The organism is Arthrobacter sp. NPDC092385 (genome assembly GCF_044755105.1).
Taxonomy (GTDB): Bacteria; Actinomycetota; Actinomycetes; order Actinomycetales; family Micrococcaceae; genus Arthrobacter_D.
In genome coordinates this window covers 179,746-200,287 of the sequence record NZ_JBIVQL010000007.1, presented here as the reverse complement: position 1 = coordinate 200,287, position 20,542 = coordinate 179,746, and the positions used below count along the sequence as shown (strand labels likewise).

21 protein-coding genes and 2 pseudogenes are annotated in these 20,542 nt (G+C 63.2%); 20 read left to right on the top strand and 3 right to left on the bottom strand.

Annotation, left to right across the window (positions count from 1 at the left end):
• The first annotated feature begins 56 nt into the window (after positions 1-56).
• From ACIQCY_RS11320 to ACIQCY_RS11305, 4 genes are all read left to right on the top strand, one after another.
• Positions 57-1,127: a CpaF family protein gene (locus tag ACIQCY_RS11320; RefSeq protein WP_400483983.1), complete on the top strand. Its 1,071-nt coding sequence runs from the start codon at positions 57-59 to the stop codon at positions 1,125-1,127.
• Between the two features lie 20 nt (positions 1,128-1,147).
• Positions 1,148-1,948: a hypothetical protein gene (locus ACIQCY_RS11315; RefSeq protein WP_400483982.1), complete on the top strand. Its 801-nt coding sequence runs from the start codon at positions 1,148-1,150 to the stop codon at positions 1,946-1,948.
• 126 nt (positions 1,949-2,074) lie between these two features.
• Positions 2,075-3,028 (top strand): hypothetical protein, encoded by a 954-nt coding sequence (locus ACIQCY_RS11310; protein WP_400483981.1) that lies wholly within the window; start codon positions 2,075-2,077, stop codon positions 3,026-3,028.
• Positions 3,029-3,465: 437 nt separating this feature from the next.
• Positions 3,466-4,116, top strand: coding sequence for a hypothetical protein (locus tag ACIQCY_RS11305; RefSeq protein WP_400483980.1), 651 nt, complete (start codon positions 3,466-3,468; stop codon positions 4,114-4,116).
• Between the two features lie 433 nt (positions 4,117-4,549).
• Here the strand turns inward: ACIQCY_RS11305 and ACIQCY_RS11300 are convergent, their stop codons facing one another.
• Positions 4,550-5,227, bottom strand: a complete 678-nt coding sequence (locus ACIQCY_RS11300; protein ID WP_400484006.1) for a Helicase associated domain protein — start codon at positions 5,225-5,227, stop codon at positions 4,550-4,552.
• Between the two features lie 135 nt (positions 5,228-5,362).
• A pseudogene (locus tag ACIQCY_RS11295) lies at positions 5,363-6,733 on the bottom strand (zinc-ribbon domain-containing protein); the annotation flags it as partial.
• 373 nt (positions 6,734-7,106) lie between these two features.
• Here ACIQCY_RS11295 and ACIQCY_RS11290 point away from each other — a divergent pair.
• From ACIQCY_RS11290 to ACIQCY_RS11270, 5 genes are all read left to right on the top strand, one after another.
• A complete protein-coding gene (locus tag ACIQCY_RS11290; protein WP_400483979.1) occupies positions 7,107-7,313 on the top strand; it encodes a hypothetical protein in 207 nt (68 codons plus the stop codon).
• 79 nt (positions 7,314-7,392) lie between these two features.
• Positions 7,393-7,722 (top strand): hypothetical protein, encoded by a 330-nt coding sequence (locus ACIQCY_RS11285; RefSeq protein WP_400483978.1) that lies wholly within the window; start codon positions 7,393-7,395, stop codon positions 7,720-7,722.
• 459 nt (positions 7,723-8,181) lie between these two features.
• On the top strand, positions 8,182-8,541 hold the full coding sequence (locus tag ACIQCY_RS11280; protein WP_400483977.1) for a hypothetical protein: 360 nt from the start codon (positions 8,182-8,184) through the stop codon (positions 8,539-8,541).
• A gap of 909 nt (positions 8,542-9,450) precedes the next feature.
• Positions 9,451-10,254 carry a hypothetical protein gene (locus tag ACIQCY_RS11275; RefSeq protein WP_400483976.1) on the top strand — a complete coding sequence of 268 codons (804 nt, stop codon included), beginning with the start codon at positions 9,451-9,453 and terminating at the stop codon, positions 10,252-10,254.
• 98 nt (positions 10,255-10,352) lie between these two features.
• Entirely contained in the window at positions 10,353-11,021 is a 669-nt protein-coding gene (locus ACIQCY_RS11270) for a recombinase family protein (protein ID WP_400483975.1), read from the top strand.
• Between the two features lie 134 nt (positions 11,022-11,155).
• On the opposite strand, the gene ACIQCY_RS11265 is transcribed toward ACIQCY_RS11270, so the two are convergent.
• Positions 11,156-12,628, bottom strand: coding sequence for a recombinase family protein (locus ACIQCY_RS11265; protein WP_400483974.1), 1,473 nt, complete (start codon positions 12,626-12,628; stop codon positions 11,156-11,158).
• 319 nt (positions 12,629-12,947) lie between these two features.
• Between ACIQCY_RS11265 and ACIQCY_RS11260 the strand changes: the two genes are divergently transcribed.
• From ACIQCY_RS11260 to ftsX, 11 genes and pseudogenes are all read left to right on the top strand, one after another.
• Positions 12,948-13,568, top strand: a complete 621-nt coding sequence (locus ACIQCY_RS11260) for an Ltp family lipoprotein (protein ID WP_400483973.1) — start codon at positions 12,948-12,950, stop codon at positions 13,566-13,568.
• 124 nt (positions 13,569-13,692) lie between these two features.
• A pseudogene (locus ACIQCY_RS11255) lies at positions 13,693-14,055 on the top strand (CpaF family protein); the annotation flags it as partial.
• A complete protein-coding gene (locus ACIQCY_RS11250; RefSeq protein WP_400483972.1) occupies positions 14,052-14,909 on the top strand; it encodes a type II secretion system F family protein in 858 nt (285 codons plus the stop codon). The pseudogene ACIQCY_RS11255 and the gene ACIQCY_RS11250, both read left to right, overlap by 4 nt.
• Positions 14,906-15,847, top strand: a complete 942-nt coding sequence (locus tag ACIQCY_RS11245) for a type II secretion system F family protein (protein ID WP_400483971.1) — start codon at positions 14,906-14,908, stop codon at positions 15,845-15,847. The genes ACIQCY_RS11250 and ACIQCY_RS11245 overlap by 4 nt, the downstream gene beginning before the upstream one ends.
• Before the next feature lie 25 nt (positions 15,848-15,872).
• Positions 15,873-16,088: a hypothetical protein gene (locus ACIQCY_RS11240; RefSeq protein WP_400483970.1), complete on the top strand. Its 216-nt coding sequence runs from the start codon at positions 15,873-15,875 to the stop codon at positions 16,086-16,088.
• 78 nt (positions 16,089-16,166) lie between these two features.
• Positions 16,167-16,511: a TadE/TadG family type IV pilus assembly protein gene (locus ACIQCY_RS11235; protein ID WP_400483969.1), complete on the top strand. Its 345-nt coding sequence runs from the start codon at positions 16,167-16,169 to the stop codon at positions 16,509-16,511.
• A gap of 61 nt (positions 16,512-16,572) precedes the next feature.
• On the top strand, positions 16,573-17,022 hold the full coding sequence (locus ACIQCY_RS11230; protein WP_400483968.1) for a hypothetical protein: 450 nt from the start codon (positions 16,573-16,575) through the stop codon (positions 17,020-17,022).
• On the top strand, positions 17,022-17,531 hold the full coding sequence (locus ACIQCY_RS11225; protein ID WP_400483967.1) for a pilus assembly protein TadG-related protein: 510 nt from the start codon (positions 17,022-17,024) through the stop codon (positions 17,529-17,531). The genes ACIQCY_RS11230 and ACIQCY_RS11225 overlap by 1 nt, the downstream gene beginning before the upstream one ends.
• Positions 17,532-17,638: 107 nt before the next feature.
• Positions 17,639-18,754 (top strand): peptide chain release factor 2, encoded by a 1,116-nt coding sequence (prfB, locus tag ACIQCY_RS11220; RefSeq protein ID WP_400483966.1) that lies wholly within the window; start codon positions 17,639-17,641, stop codon positions 18,752-18,754.
• Positions 18,755-18,925: 171 nt separating this feature from the next.
• Entirely contained in the window at positions 18,926-19,630 is a 705-nt protein-coding gene (gene ftsE / locus ACIQCY_RS11215; protein WP_400483965.1) for a cell division ATP-binding protein FtsE, read from the top strand.
• Positions 19,627-20,541, top strand: coding sequence for a permease-like cell division protein FtsX (gene ftsX, locus ACIQCY_RS11210; protein WP_400483964.1), 915 nt, complete (start codon positions 19,627-19,629; stop codon positions 20,539-20,541). Before ftsE ends, ftsX begins: the two co-directional genes overlap by 4 nt.
• Position 20,542: the final 1 nt, after the last annotated feature.

Genomic DNA, 20,542 nt, shown 5'->3' with positions numbered 1-20,542 from the left:
CTTAGGCGGCCCGCTCATCACGTCAGTGGAGCCGTGCAGATATATGGGGGATATCTATGGATGGTGTGCGCTTGGTCGAGGGCGAAGTGCGGGAGCTCATCCGCCGGCGCGGACTGGACCCTGCGCAGCAGATCGCCGAGGTGCAGCTCCTCGTGAACGACGCTGTCGCCGACTATGAGGAACGCTCCGTGCTCGGGGTCCTCCCACCGCTCGGACGACTCGACATCGCGCGCAAGCAGATCTACGACGCAGTCGCCGGCTTCGGAGCACTGCAGCCCTTCCTGGACGATCCCACGGTCGAGGAGATCTGGATCAACGCCCCATCCGAGGTGTATATCGCCCGGCACGGTGAATCGGAGCTCACGGCGTTGTCGCTCACGGACCACCAGGTGCGGGACCTCGTCGAGAAGATGCTGAAATCGTCGGGACGCCGCCTCGATCTCTCCTCCCCGTTCGTCGACGCTTCCCTGCCCGACGGATCCCGTCTGCACGTGGTGATTCCGGACGTGACACGGAGGCACTGGTCGGTGAACATCAGGAAGTTCATCGCCCGTGCCTCGCGGCTCGAACACCTCGTGGAACTGGGGACGCTGTCGCCGCAGTCGGCCAGGTTCCTGGGGGCAGCAGTCGCAAGCGGCCTCAACATCCTGGTCTCCGGTGCCACGCAGGCAGGGAAGACGACACTGCTCAATTGCCTGGGTGCGTCGATCGGTCCCCGGGAGAGGGTCATCACGGTCGAGGAGATCTTCGAGCTCCAGCTACCGCTTCGCGATGTCGTGGGCCTCCAGTGCCGACAGCCCAACCTCGAGGGGCACGGGGAGATACCGCTGCGGCGTCTCGTCAAGGAGGCGCTGCGGATGCGGCCGGACAGGCTGATCGTCGGCGAGGTCCGCGAGGCCGAGAGCCTGGACATGTTGATCGCCTTGAACAGTGGCTTCCCCGACATGGCAGACGCACACTGCAGAACCCCTCGTCGGCCAGCGAACGTGGTCGACACAACTAGAGATCCGCGTTGGGGCGCACGCGCCGTTACGATGATCAGATCGGCGGAACGCCGCTCGGGTTTGGGGGAAGGTCAGCTTTGCAGGTTTTTATCAGTTGGTCAGGTAAGGAAGCGCAGCACGTAGCGATCGCACTGAGGGTCTGGTTGCCTAAGGTCCTGGACAACAAGGTCAAGCCATTCGTCTCCTCCCACGACATCGACAAAGGCGACCGCGGGCTCACGAAGATCGCCGCGGAATTGGAAGCAAGCAAGTACGGCATCGTCGTCGTAACGCGCTCCAACCAAGACTCGCCTTGGATCAACTTCGAGGCGGGGGCTCTCGGCCGATCGCTAACGGACTCACGCGTCGCGCCCCTCCTGGTGGGCTTATCGGATGCCGATGTGAAGGGGCCCCTGAAGCAATTTCAGAACTCCTCTGCTTCTGATCGAGATGCTGTTCTCGCCCTCGTGCGGTCGCTGAATCGCGTGCTCGATGATTCCCTAAGCGATGGGACGCTCGACGTCACTTTCAACGCTCACTGGCCCGAGTTGGAGATCGCCATTTCAGGCGCTCCCAGTGAAGAATCTCTTCCACAGGTCCGTCGCGAGGACAAAGACCTTCTTGAGGAAGTCCTCACGACTGTTCGGTCCCTGCAGCGAGATGTTGCTCGTCTGCAGGGACTCGTCAAGGGCTCAAACTTAGTGGAGGACGCGGACCACGGGAACGAGGTTGCAAATCTCGTGGCCTGGCATCTAGACCTGAACAAAATTCGTTGGCATGAAAGCGGCTCGGGGGTCTCAGTCGTTCTCCCAGAAGGCACTCCGAAGGTGGGCCACCAATTACTTCTTCCGCTCCAGAAGTACGCAGAGGTGCACGACATCAGTGTGACACTTCAGCGCCCTGACGGGTCGTCAATCACATACGCGCCCGATGGAACGGAGAGCCGCACAGCGGCTCTTCTCTAACCGATGAAAGATCACGGGCACTCCTCCCGCGAGCTGACGATGCTGCCGGGCAAGTAGATGTTGTGGGGTGCGGACTGGTGGGACGCGGCCTCTGCCATCGGCACGGTCCTAGCGACTTTTGTCGCCGTGGGGCTGGCGATCAGCGAGGGTGTGCGCGCGAGACGCGCAGAAGGGGCTCTTGAGGACGAGCGCGGGCGCTCGTTGGAGCAGGAGCGAGTTGGAGTTGCCTCCCTCGTATCGGCTTGGGTGGAAGTCGAGTATGTCCCGGATGCCAGCAGTACCCACTACCTTCGCCGAAGTAAGGTCATCGTCGCCAATGAGAGTAACGAGCCGGTCTTCGACGTCCACGTCATCATTGGAGTAGGCGACCCGCTGGTGCAGGTTGGGCCACTTGCGGTTCCGACGCCCATCCCAGTTCTTCCTCCTAGAAGACATCGCGAGTGGGACATTTCCTCCGGCCTGAGTGCTCTCGACAGTGGAGTGGGAGCAGTACCTGACGAGCCTGCGGCTCGTATCGACTTCGATGACTCTCGGGCCGTTCGATGGCGGAGAAACTTCGATGGCAAGCTCATCGAGATGACGCAGCTCGTTGTCGACCCACCACTGACCGAAGAAGAGGGCACCCGGCAGATTGGGGACCTGACGAACTGGTTGAACCCTATGGGCGTAGCGATCAGCTTTCTCAATGTCCTTCGCCAGGACGGCTCGCCTCCCACTCTCAGAGATCTTCAACCATTCCTTGCTGAAGGTGCTCCAAGCTGGAAGGCAACCACTCCTGACCTCATCGAACTGTTGCGAAATGATCTGGCCGACTACGGCCTCGCTGCTCATACGTGGTACCGGACGCCGCAGATTGCCTATGTCCGGCTGATCCCGTCTGAGGCAGAGCGGCTGCGCGAGACGCCCACGGGCTACTACACAGCAGGAGGGAGATACCTGACCCTTGTGTTCTACGCCGGACAGGGTTGGTTCGTATTCAGCGTTGGCGGCATGGTCACTACGCCAGAGTGGATCGGGTTCCCGAAGGGAGCCATCTCACCAGACCCTCGGGTCAACAGTGTGAAGAATCGGCGCAACTAGCGGTCTGTGGATCACTCGGGTCCTTCGATGGCCTACTGAATGGCCCTTTGCAGCAACCTCGTGGGGTACATCTGAACGACCTCCTGTGAGCCTCCTCCCGTGCCTCCTAGAAAGGTCCGCACTAGAACTAAGGTGGGGGGTAAGGGGGGGGGGGCAGAAAACCTACACCGAGATGCCGCTTCAGCAGGTCAAGGCTTCGGAGTTTCAGACGGTCTGGACGAAGCCGAAGGCGTAGCCCAGAGACACGTAAACGTGTAGACGCAGCTACTCGGCAACACGTCTACGCGATGACTAGCTCATCTCCCAGGCGTGCGGGGCTCCACCCCGTGCCTTCCCCTCCTCGGCTCCTTTCCGGCCATGCTTCACCCTCCCGACGTCGGCTCCCGGCCTTCGGCCTCCGCCTCCGTCGACCCTCACCACCTACACGAAGGACACCCATGCCCAGCACCACCCTTTCCTCTGCAGGCCAGCTCGTCGACGCCGCGATCGCTCGTCGTGACGACGCCCAGGCTCAGGCAGCTGAAGCTCGCAGGCAGGCTGACGCGGCCCGCTCCGCGGCCGCCACACTGGAAGGCCGGCTACGTGCCGGCGACTCCACGGTGAACGTCGAGGAACTTGTCAAGGCAGGCCCCGCCGCTGACCGTCTCGCCGCGCTCGCAGACGCCTACGCTGCGACACTCCCCAGCTTTGAGGCAGCGATCCGCCAGGCCCACACTGACGAGCTGCTCGAGCGCATCTCGAGCGGGCAGATCCTTTCCCGCGAGGCCTACTCGGCGAGGGTCGCAGACCTCGTGCAAAAGATCGCCGATTTCATGGAGCCGCTCGAGCTGGCGCTCGAGCCCGTAGCCAAGCGTCACCTCAGCAACGTCCATTCTCTGACTCACACCACCGCCTACGGTTCCGGCTTCAACTACCGGAACGGCAACCCGCGGTCTCCGATCCGCATCGGACCTTCTGACATGAGCTTCGACGTCGACGGCACTACCTACGTGATGGACCTGTCGCTCAACTCGATGATGGACAACGCGCTGTCGGAAGCGCAGCGCGAACTGTCTGCTCGACGCACGGCCAGGGCATCAGCTCAGTAGGCAGCGACGACAGGGGGCGTCAGCCCCCTTCACTGGTGTAGCGAGTGATGAGGGACGGCCTATCAGGGCGTCTGAGGGCGTGGGTACCGGGCATGGTGTCTCAGGCCGTCTCTCATCAGTGGCTACAGCGGCCATTCTCAACACGATGGGCACCCTGCTCCGCGGGCGCCTTCCCCGTCATCATGGGCTGAACGCAAACGCCGGCCGTGACAGACGGCCCAGGAAACAGTCTGAGACCCGTACGTGGCAAGACACGCTAACTACCTCCGGGCCACGGCGCGCGTCGATCTGGGACACCCCCCTACTGGGTGCGCACGACACAAGCAGTTGGTTATCGCCCGAATCCGCCTAAACTATCTGGACGCCGAGCCCTTCACCTGAACGATCCGGACTAATCCAGTACCGAACGAACGCTCTCATCGGGTAACACGGACTACGTGGGGTTTTCTCTGTCACCCCCATCTGGGGCTGGGCGAGCATCCAACCAACTCCACCCGGGCATTCCTTCCAGAAGGCTTATCTGGTCAGCCTGAAGCTCACTTACTTTTCCACGTTGGCGCTTTACCCAGGACCCCAGCCAGAAGCCGTCGTCGGTCACGTATCGTTGCGGGACAAGGGCGGATTCATTGGCTTCGACGTAGGCGGCGAGCTTATCGAGAGCGGACATCCATGCTGCTGTCCGCCCGCTACGTCCTAGGCCCTTCCTGCGGGTTCGGGAGGGTGCCGGGTCATCGGAGCCCTCAGCTTCGAGGAGAACCACGGGTGTCAGATTGTGTCGCTCCTCGACAAAGCTCTCCTTCCCCTGTCGAATCCATACCTCAATTTCTTCCGCCAAGGAAGTGAGGTCTTCGGGTCCTACCGGGTTTTTATGCTCGAGAACGTGGGTGAGTTGAAGCAGTCGTGGATGCTGAAGGGGAAGCTTGAGTAGCTTGTCCTTCCGGGTTTGTTCCCGCACGCGGATTACGACGTAGCCTGCGTTCAGAAGTGCGATCGTCTTCTCGATGTCGCGCCGTGTGCTCACCTTGTCGTGGTGATAGTAGCTGCCGTCGTACTCCACGGCGACTGGGAAGCTCTGATCGACCGTCAGCACACCGGCGATATCGACCTTCATGCGAACATTGCTCTGTTCCCAGCGCAGTCCTAAGAGATTGGCATCAGCTGACAACGTCAGAGACGGAGCCAGGCTTTCGAGTACGACTTGTAGCGCCTTTTCCGGGGAGGTCGTCCTCCAAGCGCACGCAGGACACCCTGATCCTCGAGCAGACGTGCGCGTCACTACCATCGCTTCCCAAGTGTGCCCCAGCTGACAGATCCAGGAAGCCCGGTAGTGGCTTCCGACCAAAACCTCATGAGGGCGTTTCTCATTCCGCGACGTATCCCAGTCCTCGGCTACGTCTGGGCGCAGGGTAGCGAGGTCGTTGTAGCCAGACAGGAGTTTTCTGTTGCTGCACACGGCGCAGCCCGACTTCTGGCGGGTGGCGATCGAACTTCGCCATACATGACCCTCCTTGCAGCGCCAGTACACGACAGCGTTCGAGTGTCGCGTGTAGGCAGAAGGGAGCTTGTGATTCAGAGTGGAATGCCACTGAGCGGCGATTTCAGGTTCCAATGTTGCTAGGTCATTGATGCCTGGCATAAGAGTCTTGCCCAAGCACACGGTGCAGCCACTGCCGGCCTTCGTGCGGTTTTCCACTGCGGCCTGCCACACATGCCGTGGGTCCTTCGGGCAGTTCGTCCACCAAGCTCGGTATGCGGACCCATGACCGATCGAGCTCGCGGCCCGATCGTTGAGGCCGGGATGCCACTGAGCGGCGATTTCGGGGTGAGTTGTGACCAGATCGCTTACCCCGGGCATGACCTGCCACCCGGAACATATCAGGCAGGGATTCTCTATCAACGGTGACTTCACCCGCCACCGCACCATGCTCGTCCACTCATGCCGCGGGTCCACCGTGCAGCCGCGCCAACGTGCAAGGTAACTGGACCCGACGGAGACCTCGCTGGGGGTGCGGTCATTGGACGGGTGCCATTGCCCAGCTAGGTCAGGACGAGCGTCAGCCAGCTTGAGGAGCCCTCTCGTGGTTCGTTGCCATGCCCACCCCGGTAAGCTCTCGAGCAGTTGTGTGCAGGAAGGACTCAAGCGGTCACGGTGATCCCGCTGCGACTGAACCCAGGCACCGAGTGCAACTTCACCTACTACGTGGTCGTTCGGAATGTTGGCGCTCCCGGTCCTCTGCGCATGAGCCTCCAGCAGGCGGAATCTCTCGTCCCAATAAGCTTCGCTTCGATCCGGCTGCGATGCCTTCCTGGTTGCAGCACCACGCTGCTTTGCGCAGTGCGGACAATTCCAACGTCTCCGGCTGGCCCGCTTGTCGATCGATTGCTCCCAGTCTGCGCCGCACTCACTGCACTTCCAGAGGCAGACATCCGGGCTCGTACGCAAACTCCTCGATAACGCGGTGCCAGGTTGGCTGAGGTTCTCAACGAACTCCTCCAAAAGCCTTGCGTCGTCGACGCCGTAGCGGCAGATACGGCAAATGAAGCGCTCTAGCTTGGCGGCTGCTCCCACGAACGCCTCGAACTCCTCCCCACAGTCACACTGCCAAAGCACCCGCATGTTGGACGCGATGGACACTAGACGCGGATCCACTTCTGGCCTTGTTAGGTTTCGCACAGCCATTGCTGCAAGGTCTGGTCGAAGATCGACGAGTCTCTCACCTTCCGGCGCAACAGCTTGGCCTCTGGTCATAAGGGTCTGCTCCTCCTCCACCGCGTCTGTTCGTTACTCGTACCGTCGCTGGTAGTTGTGATTTCGGAGGTTACACGGCGCCTCTGACAAGCGAGGGAGGGAAGGGTAGCCGAGGACAGAGTGCCCCATCCGCCGTACTTCCCGGCATTACTCATGCGCGAGCTACAGGGAGCACGTGATCTGCGGCCTGCTAGGCGATTTCCCGGAGCAACTAGGTGTGGTGGCCTGTAATGTCGTCTTCATGACGAACAACTACACATTCTTGAATGGGCCGCGACACGGCCAGACGCTGAACTCCGAGGAAGAGATTTCGGTTCTTCCAGAGGACGGCGGCGAGTACCGTGCCGGCCCTCCCTTCCACGTCACGAGCACTGCGGCAAGTGAGCCAAACATCGATCTTGATTCGACTCCGCTCGAATGGCACCCCGCGAAGGACGAGGACGCCTAGCAACAGCTTCGGTGAGGGCCATCTCATCCAGGAGGCCCTCACCACAGCCCCCTCTCGCATCTTCACTGAGGGACCACCATTGGAATCGCACCAACCCTCCGACGATCACAGTTTGGGCGACGGTCAGCGTTGCTTCATCGTCAGCCCTATCGGCAGCAAGCTTGAGGCGCCCGGCACTGAAGGACGTATGCGGTACGAAGAGAGCCTTCAAATGTGGGAAGAGGTCTTTCAGCCCGCCTGCGACCAGTTCGGCCTGAAGGCGATTCGGTCGGACAAGATTAGCGAGTCCGGAGAGATACCTATGCAAATTTTTGAGTACCTCCGTGATGCCGAAGTCGTCATCGCAGATCTCAGCGGCGCGACGTCGCCGGCACTGTCACCGTGGCTGACTGGCGACCAAGATTGCTAAGGATTCTCCGAGAAGCAGGGCGTGACGTCGGCTAGGCAAGGCGGTAGTCGGGTCTTCGGGGACCTCTCCATTGGTTTAGAGCTTCGATGTGGGTAGGCGTGCCCTACTCATCGGATCCCCGGGGCCGATTGCGAATCCGCCGAGTTGCCCGCCAAGCCTCAGGTCTGCGCTGCGCCACTCCATAGCCGTCCCAGGCGCGACCTCCTGGCGTAGCCAATGTGATATGATGCGACGCGCAATCGACGCTGAGGTTCAACTACTCGAGTTAGCCCGGTCTCCACGGAGGCATGAGTCCATTGCTGGCGCTCCTAGAGCCGGCTTTGCATCTCGTCAAACCCTGACGCCTCTACCTACAACTGAATAGGGACTACCTTGCCGCATGCTCCAGCATTGAAGCGAACTCCGATCTGCCTGCGTGGGGATAGGGCCGGTTCGGTCCAACGGTTCGACCGAGGACTCATGGCCAGCAAGCTGCATGCTTCCGGCATGAAGAAGGCAGTCATCACGCTGTCGTTCATGTTGGACTTCGTTGACGACTCCGGGTGGACCTGCATCAGTCGCGTCCGAATCGCAAAGGGAACTGGCGTAGATGCGCGCACGGTGCAGCGCCACTGGGCGGAGGCTCGGGAAAAGGGCTTCCTTATTTCTTACGACTACCCACCGGAGATGCGCCGGACATCCGATCACTGGCTTGTCTGGCCGGGGCTGCGGCAACCCAACGAGGACCCGGGACTGCACGCGCTCGCTGCGATCTTTCCGAGCAACGTCGACCACGGCTTCATCCCGTTCGTCGAGTCGCCCGGCCTGCCGCCGTTCTAAGCGGGGTACAGGTTTTGTCTCCCTATATAGATCACTGGCAACGGGCTACCGAGGGGAAGAGCGGCAACGGGCTACCGAGGGGAAGAGCGTACGTCAACCGGCCACCGCTTCAGACGTTCTGGACGAAGCCGAAGGCGTAGTCCAGAGACACGCTGACGTGTTAATCCATGTACGCGGCAAGTAGCTTATCTCCCAGGTAGGCGGGGCTCCGCCCCGCGCTTTCTTCTCAAATCCTTTCCAGCAATGAGGCCCTCTTCGACTTCGGCTCCCGGCCTTCGGCCTCCGCCTCCGTCGAACTCACCCACTCATATGCAGGGCACGTGTCTCGAGCACCACGCTCTCCGCTTCGGGCTAGCTCATCCACGCAGGTCAGCTGACAGACGCCGCGACGTCATGTGTTGCTGACGCCCAGGCTCAGGTAGCCCGTTCACATGCTCGCGCGGCGCGCTTCGCGGCCGCACTGGAAAACCGCGCACGTGCTCGGCGACTTTGACATGTCTGCTGGCGTTGCTGATCATGAGGGACGGCCCAGCGGGACATCTGAGGGTGCGGGTGCTGGGCAAAGTGTCCTGTGCCGTCTCTCACCAGTAGCAATGGCAGCCATTGTCAGCACATGACAGGCGCACCGCTCCGCGGGCGCCTTCCCCCTCATCATGGGCTAAACGCAAACGCCGGCCATGACAGGCGGCCCAGGAAACAGTCTGGGACCCGTACGCCACAAGAGGCGCTATCTACCTCCGGGCCACGGCAGGCGTCAGTGGGGGTCCACCCCCACCCCTTCAGTGAGACGGGGATCCTCCGACCACCTCTTCTGTAAACGGCTGCCCGGCGTGCGTGGATATGATTCGTTCTCTGGTCAACTACCGCACCAGGAAGAGGGGATCAATGCCACCGTGGCTTACATCAGCAGTGGACGTCGTACAGCTACTGGTCAATGTCGGCGCACTAGTCGGCGGTGCTGTCATATGGAAGCTCTACGTCGACAACTTGAAGTCTGCTGTCGCAGTCAAGGATGCAGCAATCTCGAGCGTCGAGAAGAACCGGGACATGTGGCGGGACAAGGCGCAGGAGCTAGAGAAGCGCTCACCCGAGTTCATGGAGCGCATGCTGAGCGAACGTATCCAAACCCGGGAGAGTGAGATTTCCCGTCTGGCCGAGGACAAGGGTCGACATGAAGAGGCTCTCACGCTTCTTGAACGCGAGAAAGCCAACCTGGAAGCCGATCTATCAAGGTCACGCGGCTTCAGTCTCATGCTCGCTCTTGAAGAAGAAGAGTACGCAGGGGACGAAGAAGATGTGGAGAACGAAGTAGAGTCCCCGGCGTCAATGCTTCCGCAGGTCGGTCAGATCAAAGTTGTCCGGTTGGGCGAGGTGGGGGTTGACAGCGGGCAACTCATGATCACTGATCCCTGCTACATCGATCAGGAGTGGCAGCATGATCTCGCCGTTGATGACGAGATGCTCGCAAAGATCACCAGCGAACAACCATTAGATCGAGATAGGGTTGATGGCGATGATCAAAGACTTCGGCCGTACTCCTATCGAGGGGTCATGGAAACCACGCTGACAACCGGCTACGGCGACCTGGCTTACAGGTTGGGCCACGCAGGGGCAGGGGTTGCCTTCTCTACTGCTTGGGGAGATGGTGTCTATCCCGTCTACGGCGAGATGCACGACGGCCGGATCATCCGCGTATACATCAACGTTGGGTAGAGCCCGCGATGTAGGTCTTGAAGTGATCTCGTTCGGTCTGGAAGTGGTGGAAGGCACTTGGTCATACAGCAAGGGTTCCGATGGTGTACGTTCTAGTCATGACCACCGCAGACACCCCGCTCCGCATCGTCGGCTACGTCCGCGTCTCCACCGACAAGCAGGACATCAGCCCCGAAGTGCAGGTAGCCGAGCTGAAGGCTGAAGCCGCACGCATGGGATATGAGCTGACCATCGTCACCGAGCTGGCAGTCAGCGCGGCCAGCGTGTCCAAGCGACCGCTGATGGTAGCCACCCTCGCCGACCTGAAGGCAGGGAATTACGCCGGACTGATGGTCTCCAAGCTCGACAGGCTCAGCCGCAACATGGAAGACGGCACACGCATCCTCGCCGACTCGACCCGACAGGGGTGGCGCATCATCTGTCTCGACCTCGGCGTGGATACGGCAACCATCATGGGAGCCGGCATGTTCAACATGGCGCTGAACTTCGCAGAGATCGAGCGGAAGTTCATCGGCAAGCGGACGAAGGACGCGATGACCGAACTCGGCAAGACGAAGCACCTCGGGCGGAAGCGCCAGCTTCCGGCTGAAGTAGTGGAGCGGATCAAGGCGGCTCGAGCCGCCGGGCTCAGCATGGCGAAGATCGCAGGAGAGCTGAACGCCGACGCCGTACCGACCTCGCAGGGCGGCGCGAAGTGGTACGCCAGCACCATCAAGGCCGTGCTCGACAGCACAGCGAGAGAACAGCTGGTGGGCTTCAGGGCGTGAGTTGCGACAGCCGGACGGCGAGCGCGCAGTCGCCACTCATGAACGGCGACCTAGCATGGCTCGACGGTACACCGGCAGCAGGGACGCCCTGCGGGGCGTCCTGTCACCACTGGCTACAGCAGTGAGGACTATTCCTAGATCTCACTCAGTCCCGCCCGACGCCGAGCAGTGTTCTGCTCCTCTAGCGTGCGCGGGATGGTGCTGCCCTTCGGCAGCACACGCACCGTCGCCGGGTTGAAAACCTTCGTACTGCCCTTGCCGTGCGGGAGTAGGGTGACATCGAGCGTCTTCCGGACCCAGTCACGCCGATCATCGAGCGGTAGCGCGAACCACTCATCCGCGTGCTTTTTACTGACCGATGAACTGAGCGTCGGAATGACCGCAGGGGGCGGGGCAGGCTGCGACCTCGCCGCCACCATCTCGCCCTCCAAGCGGAGCAGATTGTCCTGGATGCGGCGAGAGAACAGACGGAACTGCGACGGCGTGATGTCACCGTCTGCGGCTTGGAGGGCGACATCATCCAAGCGACGGCGAAGGGCGACCATCTCGATTTCGAGGGGGGAAGTGTCCACCTCGACGACAGGCGAACTCTCGGCAGCGGACATTATCTCCCTCCACGCAATCGCCCAGCGGTTCACCACGTCATCGACGAACGAGATCCGCTTACCGACGTGCCCAGCCCCGGACTCTTTGCAGCGATAGTGCCGATGCTTCGTCCCATCCCGCAGCGTAGTGAGCCCGGAGCGCACGACCGAACCGCACGGACAGGTGGCGATTCCTGCCAGTAGGTACTTCGCCTTATTCGTCTGCGACCTGCGGCGGCTTGGGTCTTTCAATATCGAGCACACTGCCCGCCACACGTCTTCGCCGACGATGGCAGGGAACTCTGACACGCCGACAATCTCCCCATTCCACTCCGCGAGCCCCGCGTTCCGAGGCCGGAGCAAGAGCTGACGCACCGTCGCATAGCTCCACCTGTTCCCCATCGAAGTTGCAATACCGAGATCATTGAGGGCCGTCACCTTCGACCCGAGGCTTCCGCCTCTGAGAACATGATGGAAGATCTCGACAACGATCTCACTCTCAGCCGGGTCGAGAACCGGCTTCCCATCGACGAACACCCAGCCGAACGGACGGGCTCCGCCCGTCCACTTCCCAGCCCGAGCGTTCTGCTCGATGGACCGCCGAATGCGTTCGCCCTTTAGGTCGGACTCATATCGAGCGGCAGACCCGAGCATCCTCGCTATCATCCGGCCAGAACTGGTGGCGAGATCAAATTGGCCAGCCTTCACGGTGTAGGTAGTGGCGCCAGTGGCTTCGCAGACCTCGATATAGTTCTCAAGCTCAATGATGCTGCGGTGCAGGCGGTCGGCGTGCCAAGCGATCACCGCCATCCCCGGCCGCTGCGCGAGAGCGCGGAGCATTGACTGGTACTCGGGGCGCTTCGAGCGCCCATACGCTGAGATGTCATTATCCACGTAGACGCGGGTCACGTTCAGCCCGAGGCTGGCAGCGAGGTGCCGACAGTCTTCCTCCTGCCGCTGCACACCGAGGCCCTCGCCGGAACGGTCCTGGCTAATCCGGCAGTAGATGAATGCATCACTCATGCTCCGATCGTATGTGTGACGTGCCCTTCCGTGTTATTCGGTCTACCGGCCTACAGAGCGCACTGGACGTTAGCCGAGGTGTTCGACCGATGCTGGGGTTCTGGGAACGCAGACCCACCGCACAAGAACAAAGGCCTCTCAACGAAGCCGAGTCCCAGGGCGCAGCTCTGGAGCATTGGTAGCCTCAGCTGGGCCTGTAGTTATGATGTGTCCGGGGGACTGACCTGTCATTCGGTTTGACGCAGGGCTATATCTCAGCGATGCAGCGGCAGAGACGCCACCCAGAGAAATTAGCCAGGATAGTCAGACAGGATCAGCCATGACAGAGAACCAAACCGCCCCCGGCGCTCCGCGCAACCCGAAAGCCGAAGCAAAAGCGGACAAGGCCTACCGCAAGGCAACACGGCCTTGGTACAAGAAGAAGCGGTTCTTGCTGCCTCTGATCATCGTCGGGATCGTGATCATCGCGAATCTTCTCAACGGTGGCGGGGACGACACTTCAACCGCCGTCGATAGCAGCTCCGACACATCGGCAGTAGCTTCTGCGACTGCGGCACCCGCAGAGACGGAGCCTCCCGCAGAAGCGGCGGCACCCGCAGAAACGGAGCCTCCCGCAGAAGCGGCGGCACCCGCAATCCCCACCGAGTTCAAGTCCGCGCTGACTAAGGCGGAGTCCTACTCCAAAATGATGCACATGAGCAAAGCTGGCATTTACCAGCAGCTGACATCGGAGTTCGGAGAGAAGTTCTCGCCCGAGGCAGCGCAGTATGCGGTCGATAATCTCGAAGCAGACTACAACGCAAACGCGCTGGAGAAGGCAAAGGAGTACCAGGAGACGATGGCTATGTCTCCGGAGGGTATCCGCGAGCAGTTGACGTCGGAGTTCGGTGAGAAGTTCACGCCAGAGGAAGCCGATTACGCGGTTCAAAACCTCCCCTGATAGGTCGCGTAAACGAAGGGGTTCCCATTTTCTTGGGGGCCCCTTCGCCGTGTGAGGCCCCATATATAGGACTTCAAGGGTTGCTAGATCCCGCTACGGTCTCACCAGCAGTGGTGTATGTGCTTCAATAATGTCCGGGTTACCCGGGATGTGCAGCGTCCACGCGAACAGTGCGCACGACGCCATCACGAAGATCTGCACCCTGCCGCTGCTCGCCGGGGAGAACATCTCGAGCAGCTTCGTGGTGCCGACCGTGGCGTCATGTATCGACCTGGTGGTGCACTGCGCGCGGCTGTCGGGCGGGCAGCGCCGGGTCATGGAGATCATGGCCCTCGGCCGACGCGTGGAGAACGGAGTCATCGAGTCCTCGACCGTCTTCAAACGTGTCGACGGGAGTCTTCAGCTGACGGCGAGCGGCATGCCCGCCGAGGAGAAGTTCGCTGCAGCGGGCGTCGACGTCTCATCCCTGCTGGAAGCACGCGCATGAGCACGGCCCTCGGTGTCGCCCTGGGTGCCGGCCTCTTCCTCATCTGGTGGTCCTGTTGGGCAATGCCGCCGCAGGAACGCAAGCCTCCATCGCGGCGGCGTCCGCTGGAGGACCTCCTCCTGCGCGCCGGGGTGGAGCGCGTCTCGTCGAACGGCCTCGTTGCTTCGTGCGGAGCCGTCGGACTCTTCGTTCTGCTGGTCGGGTTCGTCCTGACGGGTTCCACGCCGATCGCGCTGTGCTTCGCGCTGTTCGGCGGGTTCCTGCCGTTCTCGATCGTCAAGTGGCGTGCGGCGAAGCGCGCCGCATCCCTCCGTGAGCTATGGCCCGATGTCGTTGATCATCTCCGTTCTGCCATCCGTGCCGGGCTGAGCCTCCCGGAGGCGCTCATCCAGCTCGGCGAGAAGGGGCCGGCCGAGCTGCGCCCAGCGTTCCGCGCGTTCGGCGCGGACTACCGGGCGGGCGGGCGCTTCGACGACGCGCTCAACCGGCTCAAGGAGCGGTTGGCGGATCCGGTGGCCGACCGCATCGTCGAGGCGTTGCGCATGACGAGGGAAGTCGGCGGATCCGACCTGGGCAGGCTGCTCGGGACGCTGTCCGAGTTCCTGCGGGACGCAGCCCGGACGCGGAGTGAGCTGGAAGCCCGGCAGTCGTGGACGGTGAACGCGGCTCGGCTCGCGGTTGCTGCCCCGTGGTGCGTCCTGATGCTCCTGTCGACCCGTCCGGAAGCTGTCCGGGCCTACAACTCGGCCGGCGGGGCGGTCGTCCTCCTCGGAGGTCTGGTGGTCTCCGTCGTCTGCTACCGCGTCATGCTGCGCATCGGGGCACTGCCCGACGACGAGAGGGTGCTGCGATGAGCCCTGTTCTCGCGTTGTCCGCGCTGTGCGGCCTCGTTCTCGGGGTGGGGCTCTGGCTGGTCCTCGTCCGGCTTCCCGTCATGCGGGCGCCGACACTGACACAGCGCATCGCGCCGCAGTTGCGCGCAGTGGACGTGCAGTCACGGCTCCTCGCGGATGCCCCGGCGAATGTCACGCCCTTCGGGCCGCTCGAGCGCATACTCCGCCCCCTGCTGACCGATGCTGTCGCCTGGTCCCACCGGTTCAATCCGGCGGCCGCGACGCTCGCGCGCAGGCTCGCCCAGGCGGGTCGGGGCCAGACGACGACGGACTTCCGCGCGCAGCAGCTCCTGTGGGCCGCGGGCGGACTCGCCGCGTCGACGCTGGTGATGGTGCTCCTGGCCGCATCGGGCTCGGCGAACGTGCCCCTCGCGCTCGTCATCATCCTCGCCTGCGCGGTGATGGGGTTCATGGGCCGGGACTACGTCCTGTCCGCCGACATCAAGCGGCGTGAAGCCCGCATGCTCGCCGAATTCCCGAGCCTCGCCGAACTGATGGCACTCGCCGTCTCCGCGGGGGAGAGTACGACGGGCGCGCTCGAACGCATCTGCAGGACCGCAACCGGCGAGCTCGCGGGAGAGTTCGGCCTCGTTCTTGCCGCCACCCGCTCCGGTAGGCCGCTCGTGGAAGCGCTGCAGGAATTCTCGAACCGCACGCGTCTTGCTCCTCTCGCGCGGTTCGTCGACGGCATCACGGTCGCCGTCCAACGGGGAACGCCGTTGGCGGACGTGCTGCGTGCCCAGGCCCAGGACGTCCGAGACATGGCCAAGCGGGACCTGATGGAGTCCGCGGGCAAGAAGGAGATCGCGATGATGGTCCCGCTGGTCTTCGGAGTCCTTCCACTGACCGTCCTGTTCGCCGTCTATCCCGGCATCGCCCTGATCAACCTCGGTTTCTGACACCACCACGACAAGGGGAAAGTCCATGAAGATCCTGACTGCAGCATCGCGTGTCGCCCTGCTTCTGCTCACGATTGCTACGGCGTTGACGACGACGACGGACGACCCGGAACGGGGCGACGTCCCCGGGTGGGTGATGATCACCCTGATGTCTGCCGTCCTCGTCGCCGCCTTGCTCGCGATCGCGGGCCCAGCCCTCGAGGGCCTGTTCAACCAGGCGATCGATCAGGTCTCGCCCTAGGTGGTGCGGCCTCATGGGACCGTTCGTGACCGTTGTCGACGCGGGGGCAGCGAGCGTCACGAGCGGGGAGCCGCCGTTGTGGACTTCGCCCTGATCGGCGGGCTCCTGACGGTCGTCTTCATCGCGATCATCCAGCTGACACTCGTGCTGCATGTCCGTAATACCCTGATCGACGCCGCGTCTTCTGGAGCGCGCTACGGCACGCTGGCGGACCGCAGCCCGCAGGACGCGGTCGGGCGGGCAGAGGAGTTGATCCGCGGGTCCCTCGCGGACTCCTACGGGTCCGACATCTCGGTCGGTGAGAGTACGGTCGATGGCGTCAGGACGCTCGAAGTGGTTGTCCGGGCGCCGTTGCCGGTCATCGGGCTCATCGGTCCTGCCGGAGTGATGGAGGTGCGTGGCCATGCAGCGCTCCCGTCCTGACTGCTTGGTGGTTCCCTCGCCCTGGTGCCACCCGAGCAGCACGACGCGGCCCGCTGCGGGAGTGGAGGCAAGGCAGCCGCCTGCCGGTCCGCGTGCGTTCGGCAGCGAACGGGGCAGCGCAGTCGTGGAGTTCGTCTTCCTCGGCGTCCTGCTCCTGGTGCCGGTCGTCTATCTCGTGCTGACCGTCGGGCAACTACAGGGCGGTTCCTTCGCCGTCGTCGGCGCCGCGGACCAGGCCGCAAAGGTCTACGTCGATGCGCCGACACCCGGGGAGGCAGATTCCCGCGCACGCGAAGCCGCCCGTATCGCCCTGTCGGACTTCGGCTTCAGCGAGGAACAGGCGGCGGTGGAGATCGTCTGCAGCAGTGAATGCCTCGCACCGGGCTCGACCGTGACGGTGGTCGTCCGCCTCGATGTCCCGTTGCCCCTCGTTCCCGCCGTCGTCGGCTCGTACCCCTCCGCAGCAACCGTCGATGCCACCTCGACGCAGATCGTCGAACGGTTCGGCTGATGGCCGCCGTGGGCACGCCTGGATCGGTCCGCAGCCTCGATGCCGGACCGCCGGAAGATTCCCGGACCGGTCGGGGAGAGGACGGACAGGTGGGCGTCCTGGTCATCGGCTACCTGCTCGTCAGCCTGCTCGTCGTCACTGTCGTCCTCGCGGTCTCCGCCGTCTACATCGAACACAAGAAGCTCCTCTCGGCAGCCGACGGGGCTGCCCTCGCCGCTGCCGACAACTACAGCATCGATGTCGCGGTCGGAGCGGAGGGCACGACGACGCCGCTGCCTACCCTGCAGGACTCCGGTGTGGAGGAGTCCACCGCGGGGTACCTCACCGCCACCGGCGCTGACACCCGGTTCGAGCAACTCTCCATCGATCCTGAGACAGGTGCCCCCGACGGCCGCACCGCCCGTGTGGTCCTCACCGCCGTCGTACGTCCGCCGATCGTGAACTTCCTCGTGCCGGCAGGGATCCCGATCGTGGCTCAGGCAGACGCTCGCGCCGAACTCACCCGTTGACGGCGCGCACGGGTCCACGGGGACCAGCCCTCGGTGCACGGACCCGCCTCATCGACGGACGGTTCGCTCGACGCCCCGTTCTGCGGATGACGTAGGCTGGAATCACCATGGCAGCCACTGATTTTCCCGCAGAGATCCGCGCCCTTCGCGCCAAGTACCAGTCCATCGAGCAGGTGTCCGACGTCGAGGGGATCCGCAAGGACATCGACGAACTGAGCGAGGAAGCCGGCGCACCCGACCTCTGGGACGATCCCGCCGCGGCACAGAAGGTGACGTCGAAGCTGTCCCACCGGCAGTCGGCGCTGGAACGCCTGGAGACCCTCGACAGCCGCATCGACGACCTCGAGGTGCTCGTGGAACTCGCCGAGGACGAGGGCGACGAGGACTCGCTGGCCGAGGCCGAGAAGGAGCTCATCTCGCTCGGCAAGTCCCTCGATGACCTGGAGATCGTGACGCTGCTGGCCGGAGAGTGGGACGAGCGCGAGGCCGTGGTCACCATCCGCTCCGGAGCCGGAGGAGTGGATGCCGCCGATTTCGCCGAGATGCTCCTGCGCATGTACCTCCGCTGGGCTGAACGGCATGGGTACCCGACGCAGGTCCTCGACACGTCCTACGCGGAAGAGGCGGGCCTCAAGTCCGCGACGTTCGAGGTCAAGGCCCCCTACGCCTTCGGCACCCTGTCGGTCGAAGCCGGCACGCACCGCCTCGTCCGCATCAGCCCCTTCGACAACCAGGGCCGCCGGCAGACGTCCTTCGCCGCCGTCGAGGTCATCCCCCTCATCGAGCAGACGGATGTCATCGAGGTCCCGGACAACGAGATCCGTGTCGATGTCTTCCGGTCGTCCGGCCCCGGCGGCCAGTCGGTCAATACGACCGACTCCGCGGTGCGCCTGACCCACCTGCCGACCGGTCTCGTGGTGTCCATGCAGAACGAGAAATCGCAGATCCAGAACCGAGCCGCCGCCATGCGCGTGCTCCAGTCCCGGCTCCTGCTGCTGAAGAAGCAGCAGGAGGATGCGGAGAAGAAGGCCTTCGCCGGTGACGTCAAGGCGTCCTGGGGCGACCAGATGCGCTCGTATGTCCTCAACCCGTACCAGATGGTCAAGGACCTCCGCACCAACCACGAGGTGGGCAACACCTCCGCGGTGTTCGACGGCGAGATCGACGATTTCATCGACGCCGGCATCCGCTGGCGCACGAACAACCGCAACGACGCCGCGTAGGCACTACGCGAATCCCGGGTCCAACCACCTGTTCTTCCCTGCATCTCTTGCGCGCGACACACCGGCGGGGTAGAGGGCTGTTCGTGACGCCGTCGTTATAGTCGGAGAGCCGACGCTTCCTTCCCCCAGCAAATGCCCGTGCGCCGGCGCACACATGGGCGCAGAGTGATCATGATCCGATTCGACAACGTCACGAAGACCTACGACCAGCAGTCGCAGCCCGCCCTCGATTCCGTCTCCCTCGACGTGGACCGCGGCGAGTTCGTCTTCCTCGTCGGCGCTTCGGGTTCCGGGAAGTCGACGTTCATCCGCCTGGTCCTCAAGGAGGACCGCGCCTCGAGGGGTGCCGTCTACGTGGCCGGCCAGAACGTCGCGAACATCCCCTCGTGGCGGGTGCCGCGGCTGCGGCGCGGGATCGGCGTCGTGTTCCAGGACTTCCGCCTGCTCCCCAACAAGACGGTCTTCGCCAACGTGGCCTTCGCGATGCAGGTCATCGGCAAGAGCCGTGCGGTCATCCGCGAGACCGTTCCCGATGTGCTCGCGACCGTGGGCCTCGAGGGCAAGAACAACCGCATGCCCCACGAGCTCTCGGGCGGTGAGCAGCAGCGCGTCGCGATCGCCCGCGCCATCGTCAACCGTCCCGGCATCCTGCTCGCCGACGAGCCCACCGGAAACCTCGACCCGACGACCTCCATGGGGATCATGAAGATTCTCGACAGGATCAACCAGAACGGGACGACGGTGGTCATGGCCACGCACGACGACGACATCGTCAACACCATGCGCAAGCGCGTCGTCGAACTGCGCAGCGGCTCCGTGGTGCGCGACGACGCGCAGGGCATCTATGTGGGCGAACCCGGAGCGATGGTCGAATGAGGCTCGCCTTCATCCTGTCCGAGATCGCCTCGGGCATCCGCCGCAACCTGTCCATGGTCACCTCGGTGATCCTCGTGACCTTCATCTCGCTGACCTTCGTGGGTGCGGCCGGCCTGTTCCAGCTGCAGATCAACCAGATGAAGGGCTACTGGTACGACCGCGTGCAGGTCACCATCTATCTCTGCGTCGACAACTCGTCCGAGACGAGCTGCGCCACGGGGCCGGTGACGGAGGACCAGCGGGCGGCCGTCGAGGCCAAGCTCGAGTCCGACCAGTTCGCCCCGTACGTGGACACCGTGACCTACGAATCGCAGGAGGAGGCGCTCGGCCACTTCCGCGACCAGTTCGCGAACTCGCCGATCGTCGACTCCGTGACCGCCGACCAGCTCCCGGAATCGTTCCGTGTCAGCCTGGTCGACGCCGAGAAGTACGAGGTCATCGACGAGGCCTTCTCGTCGGAGCCGGGCGTCGACGCCGTCAGCGACCAGCGGGACTTCCTCGAGGCCATCTTCCGCTACATGAACTGGGCCTCCGTCGTCGCGCTCGCGATCGCCGGCATCATGACGTTCTGCGCGATCCTGCTGATCGCCACCACCATCCGCCTCTCGGCGTTCAGCCGCCGCCGCGAGACCGGGATCATGCGCCTCGTCGGCGCCTCGAAAGCCGTCATCCAGCTGCCGTTCATCCTCGAAGGCGTCATCGCCGCGGTCATCGGTGCCGTGCTCGCCTCGGCGACCCTGTGGGGGGTATCGCGGTTCGTGATCGACGGCTGGCTCGTGAACTCCTTCCCCCAGACGGCGTTCATCTCGTCCCAGCAGGTCCTGATCCTGGTTCCCGCACTCATACTGCTCGGAGCCGTCCTCGCAGGGCTCTCATCCCTGCTCACCCTCCGACGATACGTAAAGGTCTGAC